Annotated in this window: 7 protein-coding genes; 4 read left to right on the top strand and 3 right to left on the bottom strand. The window is 42.6% G+C overall.

Annotated features, from left to right (window positions below; genetic code table 11):
• Positions 1-45: 45 nt before the first annotated feature.
• A complete protein-coding gene (locus DN068_RS10510) occupies positions 46-1,176 on the bottom strand; it encodes a COX15/CtaA family protein (protein ID WP_243630211.1) in 1,131 nt (376 codons plus the stop codon).
• Positions 1,177-1,708: 532 nt separating this feature from the next.
• On the opposite strand from DN068_RS10510, the gene DN068_RS10505 reads away from it, so the two are divergent.
• The 3 genes from DN068_RS10505 to DN068_RS10495 all read left to right on the top strand — a co-directional run bounded on the left by DN068_RS10505 (position 1,709) and on the right by DN068_RS10495 (position 4,816).
• Complete coding sequence (locus tag DN068_RS10505; RefSeq protein ID WP_110998871.1) at positions 1,709-2,032, top strand: HU family DNA-binding protein; 324 nt, start codon at positions 1,709-1,711, stop codon at positions 2,030-2,032.
• 53 nt (positions 2,033-2,085) lie between these two features.
• Positions 2,086-2,952, top strand: a complete 867-nt coding sequence (locus DN068_RS10500; protein ID WP_110998870.1) for a tetratricopeptide repeat protein — start codon at positions 2,086-2,088, stop codon at positions 2,950-2,952.
• A gap of 307 nt (positions 2,953-3,259) precedes the next feature.
• Positions 3,260-4,816 (top strand): Rne/Rng family ribonuclease, encoded by a 1,557-nt coding sequence (locus tag DN068_RS10495; RefSeq protein WP_110999063.1) that lies wholly within the window; start codon positions 3,260-3,262, stop codon positions 4,814-4,816.
• An 80-nt stretch (positions 4,817-4,896) separates the two neighbouring features.
• Here DN068_RS10495 and DN068_RS10490 read toward each other — a convergent pair whose 3' ends face one another.
• Positions 4,897-5,319: an FKBP-type peptidyl-prolyl cis-trans isomerase gene (locus DN068_RS10490; RefSeq protein WP_110998869.1), complete on the bottom strand. Its 423-nt coding sequence runs from the start codon at positions 5,317-5,319 to the stop codon at positions 4,897-4,899.
• A gap of 175 nt (positions 5,320-5,494) precedes the next feature.
• Between DN068_RS10490 and dnaN the strand changes: the two genes are divergently transcribed.
• Positions 5,495-6,616, top strand: a complete 1,122-nt coding sequence (gene dnaN / locus DN068_RS10485; protein WP_110998868.1) for a DNA polymerase III subunit beta — start codon at positions 5,495-5,497, stop codon at positions 6,614-6,616.
• Positions 6,617-6,874: 258 nt separating this feature from the next.
• Here dnaN and DN068_RS10480 read toward each other — a convergent pair whose 3' ends face one another.
• Positions 6,875-12,967: an alpha-2-macroglobulin family protein gene (locus DN068_RS10480; protein ID WP_110998867.1), complete on the bottom strand. Its 6,093-nt coding sequence runs from the start codon at positions 12,965-12,967 to the stop codon at positions 6,875-6,877.
• Positions 12,968-13,039 lie beyond the last annotated feature (72 nt).

Raw genomic sequence — 13,039 nt, 5'->3', positions numbered from 1 at the left:
TCCTGCCTTGCCTCCTTATGCTCAAAAAAATAATCTAATACATGTCTAGGCTTTTTGCCTGCGAATGATGTAGATATTCACCATCAGCGACATCAGTAAAAACATGGCAACAAGCTGATGCATCTCGGCGATAATTTCAAAGCGCCCGAATTTATTTTGTGTCATCAATGGCGCATTCAGCACTGTAAAGATGCCGAGCAATACCTGGAGTAAAACAAGAACAACCGGCCAGTAGCTTGCTTTTTTCAGTAAAGAAGAATTACTTTTTGCCGCTACTTTCAACGCCCATGCACCCCATACAATGATCACAAAAAACAATGTATAAGCCAGGGTTCGGTGAATAAGGTGGATCATAATAGGCTGATCTGCGATGAGATGAACGCCTGAATAAGAATTGCCAGCGTAAGTTTCTAGATTTTGCGGCAGCCAGCTACCGTTGATCTTTGGCCATGTTGGTGCTGCAGGTGCGGCTTTCAAGCCAGCCATAAATGCACCGTACATTAATTGAATAACAAGCAAACCGATTGTAACGATCGTATAGCGATGTAAATGATTATCGCGAACCAGGTTATCTTTTGGAATCAATAATTGCAACGCAAACCAAAGTACATAGCACAATAAGATTAATGCCGCCATGAAGTGCAATGCCAGTTTAATGTGGCTTACGTGCGTGTCTTCGGGGTTTAAGCCACTAGCGACCATAATCCACCCTACGCCACCTTGCAGTCCTCCTAACACAAAAAGAATCACAAATGGCACGATCATTTGTTTGTCAAACGCCTTTTTTAATAGAAAATAAACGAAGCCAACTACGAAAACGCCGCCCATCAATCGGGCCCATTCCCTGTGTAGCCATTCCCAGAAATAGATAGATTTAAAATCGCTAAGTGTAAAGTCGCTGTTTTGGAAAACAAATTGTCCCGCAGCTTTTTGTTTATATAATTCGAAGGCGGCATCCCATTGTTTTCCGTTCATTGGCGGTACAGCACCAAGGATCGGGTTCCATTCGGCTATAGAAAGACCAGAACCTGTAAGTCGTGTAATGCCGCCGAGCAAAACCTGTATCATGATCATTATAACACCCGCCAGCAGCCAATAAGCTACAGCTTTTTTCTTTCTGCGTTCTAATGCATCAAAACCAGTGTTTTGGCCGGAAAAAATAGTCTGGGACTGCACAAATTTTCAATTTGGGCACAAAAGTACGGCATCGGGCCGTTTACGCCACGATTGAGGGAAATCTTTATGCAGGACAATCAAATTTCACAGATAAGGCAAAAAAAATCTAAGTGATTGCAACCCAGGCAATTTGTGCAAAAAATGCCCCACAGGGGTGCAAATTTGTGGTAAAAAGATAAATTTCTTATATTTATTGGGATTTAATTGTTTTTAATAAGGTAAAATATTCTGAATAAATTTCATTTAAAATACATCATATAACACTTGTTTTTACGACAAAATGGTATATTTGCTTCAACAGTAAGTATATATATTCATTTAGAAATTATTTTTGTTAGGAAATTGGTACGAAAATTGCAATAGTTAGAAAACGGCCGCAATGCAGCCTGGAACGCGATTTTTTTAGACTAAATAGTGGTAAAAAAAGGCGCCCATTTGATATAGATGATTGTTGTTATTTGATGGTTGATTGATAAGATCTAGCAACATTTTTTGAAAGCAATAAAAATAATTTTTCAAAAAGCTAACCAATATGAGAAAAGCAGACGTAGTAAGCAGCATTGCTGAAAAAACAGGAATTCCCAAAGTCGACATCCTGGTGGCGCTCGAAGCGTTTTTTAAAGAAGTAAAAACATCATTGGTAGAGGGGGAACCTGTGTATGTGCGTGGTTTTGGTAGTTTTATCCTGAAAAAAAGAGCTGCGAAAATAGGGCGCAACATTAAAAAGAACATTGCTGTAGAAATTCCGGAACACTACATTCCTGCATTCAAACCCGCAAAAGAGTTTGTTCAGGCGGTAAAAGAATCTAAGCATAAGCTGGCAGAACACAGCGGCAACGAGGAAGAACACGATTAATCAGGCCGGCTAATCTGATTTTGGCCTACCTTTGCACGGAAATTTGAAATTCCTTGCGTTTAGTACATTATATCACGATTGCCGTAGCTCTTCTGCTGATAATACTTCTTTATAAGGGTGTAAATACCATACCTCCCGCCAAGCCGCCTATGGCTGCCGGCGCGGGATCGACTCCGCCTATGGCAGGAGGTATGCCTTCTACACCAATGGCTGAACCGGCCTCCTTTGATTCTATTCTTGTTGCATCACGCAAACAATTGCCGGATCATGCGCGCGCCGAAATTGGCGCAATCGAAAAAAAGATTTCCGAAACAAAAGATTCCGCTGCAATGGCGCCATTGTATGCAGATCTGGCTAAGGAATGGCAACAGCATAAACAGCTGCCTATTGCAGCTTTTTATTATGCGAAATCGGCAAAATTGGATAATTCCGAAAAAAAGCTCAATTTTGCAGGCCAATTATTTTTGGACCAATTGCATGATGCCGGGTCGTCCGGTGTGCAGGTCTGGGAAGGTCAGCAGGCAATTGCTTGTTTTGAGCGTTCGCTGGAGATAAATCCAAAGAACGATACAGTAAAACTGGCAATGGCCGCAGGTTATATAGAAGGTACCGGTGAGTTGATGCAAGGTGTAACGATTCTGAGAGGAATTGTAGCGGAAAAACCGGATAATATTCCTGCAAACCTGATGTTGGGTAAAATGTCCTTGCAATCCGGACAGTTTGATAAAGCCGTCAGCCGTTTTGAAAAAGTGCTGAGCGTAGAGCCAAACAATACTGAAGCCATGTATTTCCTGGCGGAAGCGTATAAAAATAAAGGCGATAAGCAAAAGGCTATTGAGCTCCTTACAAAATGTAAAGAGTTAGTAAACAAACCGGACTTTAGTAAGGATGTAGATCAGTATATTAATTCTTTTAAATAACAAATAAAACACTCGAATTATGCCTTGTGGTAAGAAGAGAAAAAGACATAAAATTGCTACGCACAAACGTAAAAAACGTCTTAGAAAGAACCGTCATAAGAAAAAAAATAGATAAGAACTAAGCTGGTCTCGGCCTGCTTATCTTATAGTGTTGGCAATCCTTACACCTTTTGCAGTGCAGTGTAATGCTGGCAAAAGGTGTGGGATTTCGTCATTGCTGGATGTAAGTTTGATTTGAAGATGATTTGTTTTTGACATCCACGAGATTTGTGTGTCAACCAGTGTAGTTTGGATAAAAGACGGTAGAATGAACAAAGAACTCATAATTAATGCTTCAGGAGAAGGTGTAGAAATTGCCCTGCTCGAAGACAAGCAGTTAGTGGAGTTGCATTATGAAACGGGCCAGAATGAATTTGCGGTAGGTGACTTATATCTTGGTAAGGTTAAAAAACTGATGCCAGGCCTTAATGCTGCCTTTGTAGATGTTGGCTACGAAAAAGATGCTTTCCTGCACTATACTGATCTGAGTCCGTACTTCCGTTCTTTGCTGAAATTTACAAGACTTGCCATTGATGGCAATATTACCTGGGGATCTGATTTTGGGAAATTTCCGAATGAAGCCGAGATCGTAAAGACCGGCAAAATCACGGAAGTCCTCAATCAGCGGCCCGAAGTGCTGGTCCAGATTCTGAAAGAACCCATTTCTTCCAAAGGACCGCGCCTCAGTTGTGAAATCTCCCTGCCAGGCCGTTTTCTGGTACTTACGCCTTTCAATGATGTCGTTGCAATCTCCCGGAAAATACATTCGGCAGATGAACGCAAACGTTTGCAGCGCATCGTGGAAAGCATTAAACCGAAAAACTTCGGTGTAATTGTAAGAACCGCGGCAGAAGGGAAAAACACAGAGGAACTGCATACCGATATGCTGGATCTTGCCAAAATGTGGCAAAATATTCAGCAGAATCTGAAAGGCGCCAAAGCGCCAAAGATTGTATTAAGCGAACAGGACAAGACGACCTCTATTCTGCGTGATTTGCTCAGTGAAAGTTTTCAGCGTATTGTTGTAAACGATAAAAAACTGGCGACCGAAACGCGTGAATACATTGGAAGAATTGCACCTGAACAGCAAGAGATCGTTTCGTTTCATAGCGCAAACCAGGCGATTTTCGATACATACGGTATCAGCAAACAGGTAAAAGCTTCATTTGGCAAAACGGTCAATCTCGACAGCGGCGCGTATCTCATCATTGAGCATACGGAAGCCCTGCACGTGATTGATGTAAACAGCGGAACAAGAAGTGCAGATATAGGACAAGAGCAAAACGCACTTGCCACCAACCTGGAAGCTGCAAAAGAAATTGCCCGCCAGATGCGATTACGCGATCTGGGCGGTATCATTATCATCGACTTCATTGATATGAAGTTGCCGGATAATAAAAAGAAATTGCTGGATGCAATGGAAGGTTTTATGACCAATGACCGCGCGCGGCATACCATTCTCCCGATTTCCAAATTTGGGCTGATGCAGATTACCCGCCAACGTCTGCGTCCTGAGCTGAACATTTCAACAGCTGAAGTTTGCCCAACGTGTAAAGGCACCGGAAAAATCGGACCATCTATTTTGCTGGCCGATGATATCGAAAAAGACCTGAGATACCTGGTGAACCAGGGCCACAGACATCTGGCACTACATGTGCATCCGATTCTGGAAGCTTATCTCACTAAAGGTTTCTTCTTCAACTCGATTCAGGCGAAATGGTCGAGAACGTATAAAATGAAGTTGAAAGTGGTATCTAACACCGATATGCCGATGACGCAATACCAGTTTTATGATCTGAAAACGGATGATCTGATAAAGCTGTAATACGAAAGACATTTAAAGTAAAAGCTCCTCCCCGCTTGATTGTGCGGGAGGAGCTTTTCTTTTAGGAGTGATTTTATTTACTAGCGGAAATCGATCAGTTCTACATCGAAGATCAGCGCCGAGTGCGGCGGAATAGCACCACCTGCACCGCGTGAACCGTAACCGAGTTCAGAAGGGATGTACAAACGCCATTTTGAACCTTTAGACATGAGTTGCAGACCTTCTGTCCAGCCTGAAATAACCTGATGAACACCAAAAGTAGCTGGCTGGTTGCGTTTGTAAGAACTGTCAAACACGTTACCATTTGTCAGGCGACCTTCGTAATGTACGGTTACCATGCTGGTAGGGCCGGGTTTCGGACCTTCACCCTCAGTAAGGATTTCATATTGCAGACCTGAAGGAAGCGTTACCACTTCTGGGCGTTTGCCATTTTCTTCCAGGAATTTTTTGCCTTCTTCTGCTTTTTGACCCATCATGTCACGCAGTTTATCTTGTAAACCCATTTTGATAAATTTTGAAAAGCAAAGGTACTACGTGGTTGTTTAAAATTTAATCCTTGTCATTTTTATGAGTATTAACAAGGTTTGAAATCTTTTCCACAGCGGGGCGAATTAGGTATTTTTTCTATGATGCTAAATGGGTTAAACGATTATCTTTGGAGCCAAATACTTTAATCCGATGCGTTTTATAGTAACCTCTACTGCACTTCTTAAAAACCTACAGCAAATCAGCGGCGTAATTAGCGCCAATACTGTACTCTCTGTGCTGGAAGATTTCCTGTTTGAGCTGAAAGGGAACACATTGACGCTTACTGCCACCGATCTGGAAACCATGATGCGCGTGCAGTTGGATGTGAATGACGCTCAGGGCGACGGTCGCATTTGTATTCCTTCTAAAATTCTGCTGGATTATCTGAAAAACCTGCCGGAACAACCGATCACTTTCAGCATCAATGAGCAAGACCTTTCTATTGAAATGTCGAGCGATGTAGGTAAATACAAGATCGGCGGTGAAAAAGCGGATGATTTTCCGAAAGAACCAGCTCCGGGTGATACTACTTCATTCAGCATGTCTTCGATAGCACTGATAGAAAGTATCAACAAAACTTTATTTGCTGTAAGTAACGATACGCTGCGTCCGGCGATGACGGGTGTTTATTTTGAATTGATGACGGACAGCATTACGCTGGTGTCTACAGATGCACACCGCCTCGTACGTTTCCGCCGCGAAGATGTTAGCTGTCCGCAACAAGATGGTTTCGTAGTGCCTAAAAAGCCGCTGCAGCAATTGCGTTCTACGCTTTCTGCAGATGAAACACGCCTTGAACTGAGCTACAATGGTAGCCACCTGTTCGTGACGAACAATCGTCTGAGCATGAGTTGCCGTCTGATCGACGCTCGTTTCCCTGATTACAAAGCAGTAATTCCTGCAGACAATCCATACCGCCTCACGATTAACCGAGCTGATTTTATCAGCGCGCTGCGTCGTGTGAGCATTTTCGCCAACAAAACAACCAACCAGGTTGTTCTTGATATTAATGGGAATGCATTACAGTTGAGCGCCCAGGATATTGACTTTTCTTTTGAAGGTAAAGAAATGCTGAGCTGCCAATACACTGGTGAAGACATGAAGATCGCTTTTAACGCGAAATTGATGATTGAAATGGTGAATAACATGGACGGCGGCGAATTGAATATCGAATTGAGTACACCAACACGGGCCGGTATCTTCAGGCCGGTAGAGAAAGTGGAGCATGAGGATGTGCTGATGTTGCTGATGCCACTGATGGTAGGTGTTTAAAAAAATAAAACCGGTGAAAGCCGGTTTTATTTTTTTAAAGTCAAAAGTCAAAAGTCAAAAGTCAAAAGTTTTGCTTTTATATTCTAAGCGGAGCGTGATCTGAAAGATCACGCTCCGCTGTTTCTTTTCGGCGTAAGTCTTCCGAAGGGTGACTCGTGTTTAGATAAGTTGTCAGTCTGTGACTGACGACTCGCCAGTCACAGACTGGCCACATAATAGACGCAGGAGTTAGTGTAGCGCTCCTGCGCCAGTTATTAATTATTTTACCATTACACGAATACCTTCACTATGCGCGCTGAACTCAGGCGCATACATACACTGAATCGTTGCGATGCCATTCGAGAAAGAACCTTTATTCGTTACGAAAACAGGATATTCAAACACATATTTTCCTTTCGGTAGATAGCTAAAGAAGAAATTGGAAGAAACATCTTTTGTGCTTTCGTAATAACCTAAACCACCTTGCCAGCGATAGCCGCTCAGTACATTCTGCGGCTCGAAACAGGCGCCACGCATATCTTTCAGGTGCACATATTCCATATCACGATCTACGGAAAGCTCAATGCGGATTTTTACTTTATCACCAACCTGCAGCGGACTGTTTTCTGTAATTGCTACCAGTTCTGGTCCGCGGTCGCCATTGTGTTCCACAAATAATTGCTTTTTGATAGAGAGTGGAGTTGCCGCGGCGGTAATTTTGTCGAGGTTTTCAAAGTACTGCCAGTAAACCGCGCCCCATGACGGTGCGCTGCTGTTGGACGAAGCAACGTTCAATGAAATATTACCCATTTCTGGTTTGATATCCTTTCCTGTGAAATTGGTTTTGAAATAACCAGTGCCCGCTTCTGCTTTCTGATCGGTGTTACGAATGGTTTTATCGCCGACTTTGATTGTTACTTGTGGTTCTTCATTCAGCCATTGCGTTCCTTGCAATAGGAGTGCATAACAAGCATCGGCAGTAGATTTAGTAGTAGCCCAATTTTGTGTTTGTTTTTGTTTCAGCAACCAGCGTTTCATTTCATCTACACTCTTTGTATCGTTGGCTACTTCTTTAAAACATTCGATCATCAAAGATTGTGTTTCCACAGGCGCATCGTACCACCAGTAGCTGCCACCATTTTTAGTCCAGTACATACCCATTTCTTCTTTGTGTTGCGCCGTTTCGCGAAGCGATTGCAAAATTTCATTTGCAGTCTTTTTATCGCCGTTTCTGAAAGCGTCTAATGCAATCATACCCTTCATATAAGCATTGAACGAAGGCCAGTATTTCGCTGCCTGGCCGCGATAGTAATCGATTGCTTTGGTAACGCCAGCGTCTGCATCTCTGCCGATGAAGAAGCTGCGCATATAGAGATACTGAATTTCGAAATAGCTGATGTTTTGCGCAGTAAGATCTGCTTTGCTTTTTACCAGTTGATCATAATCCTCTTTCAGCTTGCGATCAAGATATGGAAGCGTTTTATTCAGCAGATTATTTTGTGCGTTTCCTTCTTCAATCACGCCGAGATGATGCAAACGACCAAGGCCGGTAGTAATGTATTGCGTAATGTAACGATCAGATTCACCACCTTTAAACCAAGGGAAGCCACCTTCTGGTAAAACCATATCATTGAGTTTATTCATCGCCTTTGTGAGGCTGTTACTCAGCTTATTGGTTTCAAACAACATTGCGATGCGATGCTTTTGTTCTGTCTCATTTTGCGCTGCCATTACCCAAGGTGTTTCTTCGAGCAATGCAGATTTTAACTCCTGATTTTTCTCGAGGTTAGAAAGCAATGCTGTTGTATCAGTCGTCTGCCATTTATCGAAGATGGCTTTTACTTTCGGTGCATTTTTCAGGATGTGTGCAGCGAGTGAATTCGCATAATAACGGTTGAATGTTTGCTCTGCACATTCGTACGGATATTCCATCAGATAAGGCAGCGATTGTACCGCATACCATGCAGGATTACCTGTATATTCCAAAGTAAGGCGGTGCTGTGCTAATGTTTTGCTGCTATCGGAATGCAGGAGCTTATCGAAATGATATTCTTTAGTGCCGTTACCATTCATCCAGAAAGGCAATGTTTCCGTAACAAGCATGCGATTGGTAATCACTGGCATCATATTCTCTTCGCCATCGGTAAAGTTTCCTGCCTGTGCTGAAATGCGTGCCAGTACTGGTTCGTAGCGACTTTCCGGTATGTGAATCTTCCAGGTTGCAACAGTGCTTTGACCTTTTACTACTTCAAAAGTAGTGCTTGCATTTTCAATGCGGAACGGAAGATTCTGATCTTTCTCTGTTTGCGCATCTACGATTTCGAGTTTCGCAGTTCCTTTCAGATCATGATCACTGAGGTTATTGATTTTCGCGGTGATAGTAATATCGTCACCCTGACGGAAGAAACGTGGCAAGCCCGGTACCACCATCAGGTCTTTCTGCGTTTTTACTTTTCCCTGCAGCTGTCCGAATTTCAAATCTTTGGTGTGCGCAAAAGCCATGAGTTTCCATTCTGTCAGTGCTTCCGGGATCGTAAATTGAATGCGGATATTACCTTCTGCATCTGTTTTTAGTTGCGGATAGAAGAAGGCTGTTTCTTGTAAGTTTTTGCGGATAGGTGGCGCTGTTTCTCTATTCGCTGTAGAAGTAATTCCTTCTGAGGAGTCATTTTGATGTTGCTCATCATTAGCGCTTTCTTCTTTTCTTAAATTCGGAAAAGGCGGAGCCATGTTGCTCACCTCATAAAGTTTGCCGCTGGCACGTCCTCCGGCAATATTTAATTTACCCGGAGATGGAGCACTACTCGCCATCACTCTATCTTCCATCGCATAGTATCTTTCGTATGAATTAGAATTCAGGAGTTGATCATAAACTTTTACAAAGCTTAGATATGCCAGAGATTGGCGACTTGCAAGCGAAACGCCTCCAATTGGGCCAAAACCAACGGCATTGGATTGTAGGTAACTGGTGTAAATTTCCCTGAGCATATTCGCCGTGCCGCTCCAGTCATGCATATTCAATGCATCCAGCGAAGCATCATATAGTGTTGCCACCATTTCCGCAGCCAGCTTTTCTTTTTTAGGTCCGCGTACAATCATTGTCCAGCTTTCTTTCTGGCCTGGCATCAATTTATCACGATGCGTTTCCCAGCTAATGTCCAGGTTATTTTGCGCAGGTACATTGATGGAAGCTGTGGCGTGGTAAAACCGGTTGTCTTTTACCGTAATCCAATCCAGTTCTGTTGTTCCGATGTCTTTGTCCGTAATGTTTTTTGTCCAGGTTAAATCGCTACCAGCTGCGTGATTACTAAATATTGTTTTTTCATCGGCTGATTTTTCAATCTGCATCCAGTTGGTTTTGCCCAAACCGGAAAGCAAATACACTGATGCCGTATTGCCCGGCTCGTAATTTTTGTTTTCGTCTATTACAATGTCGGATGCAGGAATTGCGTTTTGACTCGCTTTGTTCCAAACCAGCACATATTTTTTCTCGGTAATGGTGTCGCCGTTTTTGTCTTTTGCGGTGATTAAAATTTCGTAGTATCCTGTTTGCGTCCAGGTTTTAGCCGGTACAGCAATCTTGCCATTAACGATTGTGGTAAAAGCTTGATTGAATACTTGTGCGGCTACCGGCCATTGGGTCGGATCGCTTTCGTTTTTGTATTCATCGAGCGGTAAGTATTTGTGAAAGGTTGCTTCGTCCATGACGAATTGATCCGGAGTATCCCATATACGTTTGCGATAGACGACTGGCGGCGATTTCAGCAATGAAACCCGTACGTTAATTTCTCTCGGGATAAATTGATTGTTTAGATTTTCGGTGGTGATCTGCAATGAGTCTAGTCGTTCAGCGGCTGAATGAGTTGGAATATCAGCTGTTATTTTAAAAGAATGATAACCCACGCTGACAGACTGGGTACCACTGTGCGTTTCGCCGTTGATATCGGTTACGTCGGCATAAACATTATAGGTGAACACCGGATCTGTTTCTTTATTGACTGTTTCATCCGGGGCTGCCTGAAAATCTACAGTGAAATTTCCATTAGCATCTGTTGTTGCAGTTCCATTGCCCATTTCTTTGGTTGACGAACTCGGGTATCCCCAATAAAAGCTGCGCCATGAATATGGGAAGATGGTGTTTCGTATTACGCGGTATTTTACGGTTGCGCCGTCAATGTTGCTGCCCGCATAAGCCTGCGCTTTGCCTTTTAAGTGGATTGTTTCATTGAGTGCATAGTTCGACTTCAACGTATCAAACTGAACAAAGAATTTGGGCCGTTTGTATTCTTCTACGGAAACATAGGCATCGCCAACGCCGTCTGATAGGCGCATTTGTCCTGTGAGGCCGCTTTCTGGCGCTTTAAATGATCCTTGTACCGAACCAAACTCATTCGTGGTTAATGTTTGTGATGCGATCTCTTGACCGTTAACGTCGAAGAATGTTATTTGTATGGATTGGTTTGGAACTACGGTATTTTTTCGTCTGTTGCTATCGGAGTTAAAACGAATTGCTTTGAAGTAGACCGTTTGTCCCGGGCGATAGATGGAGCGGTCAGTAAAAAATATAGTACGTGTTTCTTTTGGCGTACGATTGTTTGCATAATTGTAATAATACCAGGAAAAAAATGCGTCTTGTCCATCGTGATGAACAGCGATGCCAGCGAAGCGTTCGTCTTTATCCAGGTTGAAAGACCCATCTGCGGCGGTTGTTGTATTACGCAACACGGTATAACGATCCTCATTTCCCGTAACAGCCATCAAATCTACCTTAGCATTCGTCAGCGGCTGGCCGCTTTGGCGATCTAGCATATACCCTTTAGGCACATCATTATTGCTTGCAAGATCGATGAAAGCGATATGAGTTACCTGCAGTTTTGTCGCTACAAGTAAATTCTTTTCTGTTGCGAATTTTTCATCGGTACTGGTCAAAATCCAATAATGGCCTTCCGGTAACGCATCTACTTTTACTTCAGCGCTGTGTTGTTCATAATCTTCTGTTCCAGGTAGTTTTTCGCTCCAGCTTTGCAATGGTTTTTTGCGCAGCAGTTTATTGATGAAACCTGTATCGTAAAAATTGCGTCCGTTGTTGTATTCTTTCATGGTTACAGAATACACTCTGAAATAGGCATTCGGAGTATTCGTGTAAGTAACCAGGACTTTGGAAGCTTCGTTTGGCAAAATGTTTTCTTCTGCCTGGACATTCAGCAGTGGAATTTCCAGTTGCGTAATTCTGTTTTGTGCGTGTATGCCACCTTCGCTCTCTGGAAAATGTTTTACAATTTCTTCCAGCTTCTCTTTTAGCAACGGATAATTGACATCAGGTTTTTTTACCGATGGCCCGACGATTTTTCTTCTGTAGGAATAATCTGTTTGCGGCGCATCATACTGTGTGGTATAATATAGATAGCTCGCTTCTGCAGAAGCCGGACTGCTGGCATATTTTGACGAGATATGATGCAGTGCGTCGAGGTACAGTTGTTTTTTATTTGGAGCGATGCTTTTGCGATAAACAAAATTCAACCGTTGAATATCTGCATCTATTAATGCGTCCGGGCTCGCATCCTGCAAATGAAATGCAATAATCTGCTGGTACAGTTTTAACGCCTGCAATTGCAATGACATACTGTCTTTTGACTCAAAGCGGTAAGCTGCAAATTCACTAGCAGCAGCAAAGGCCTGCGCTTCTTTTATCTGAAACTGATAAGCCGGTTGCGTCAATTCTTTTTCTTCGTTGGTGAAATGATCAATGGCGCGAAACACAAGCAAATCGTACAATGTAGGGCGCAATTTGTCGGTATTACCTTTTTGCAAGACCGCATTGAACTCGTTGATCTTTATTTTTTTTAGTGCTTCTTTATCTGCAATGGAAGCTAGATACAAATCTGTTACTTTTTTGTAAAAATGGTTGGCATCCCAGGCTTCAAAATCATCAGATGTTTGATTTGCTACTGTAGTTCTATTTAGAATCTGCCAGCGGTTGTTGGTATAATAATTCCAGTAAAGCTCTGCGCAAAGGCTTTGCCATACGGCTTTATTCGGGAATGATGTTTTTTTGATTTCTTCTTCGGCAGTAAGGATATTTTCTTGTTCCGAATTTTCTTTTGTCTGTGTATTGATCTTCAGAAAATAAATCTCAGATTTTAAAACTTGAACCTGATTGCCATTTTTTAATGCATCCTCGTAAATAGTCTTGATTATTTTCTCTGCAGATTGTGGCAACGACCGGCTCATGAGTGAATCGGCTTTGTGCCATTGTTTTTCATAGTTGTTTTTCATTTCGGAACGGGTGTTTGTTTGGGCGTGCACTGCGAATGGCAGGCACATGAATAGCAAAAGCAGGTATCGGTTCATCGTTAAAATGATTGATTTCATAAACAGGATTCAAAAACATATTCAATTCCACACGTGGCAGTGTATATTTTGTGACGGAATGTGTTTTAAGAA

Origin of the sequence: Taibaiella soli (genome assembly GCF_003236175.1) — a bacterium.
In the GTDB taxonomy this organism is placed as follows: domain Bacteria; phylum Bacteroidota; class Bacteroidia; order Chitinophagales; family Chitinophagaceae; genus QKTW01.
This window is presented reverse-complemented; position numbering and strand designations above follow the sequence as displayed.

Bases quoted from the DNA above. Each gene is read 5' to 3' on its own strand.
- dnaN (WP_110998868.1), top strand. From the start codon at position 5,495: ATGCGTTTTATAGTAACCTCTACTGCACTTCTTAAAAACCTACAGCAA.
- DN068_RS10490 (WP_110998869.1), bottom strand. From the start codon at position 5,319: ATGGGTTTACAAGATAAACTGCGTGACATGATGGGTCAAAAAGCAGAA.
- DN068_RS10495 (WP_110999063.1), top strand. From the start codon at position 3,260: ATGAACAAAGAACTCATAATTAATGCTTCAGGAGAAGGTGTAGAAATT.
- DN068_RS10505 (WP_110998871.1), top strand. From the start codon at position 1,709: ATGAGAAAAGCAGACGTAGTAAGCAGCATTGCTGAAAAAACAGGAATT.
- DN068_RS10480 (WP_110998867.1), bottom strand. From the start codon at position 12,967: ATGAAATCAATCATTTTAACGATGAACCGATACCTGCTTTTGCTATTC.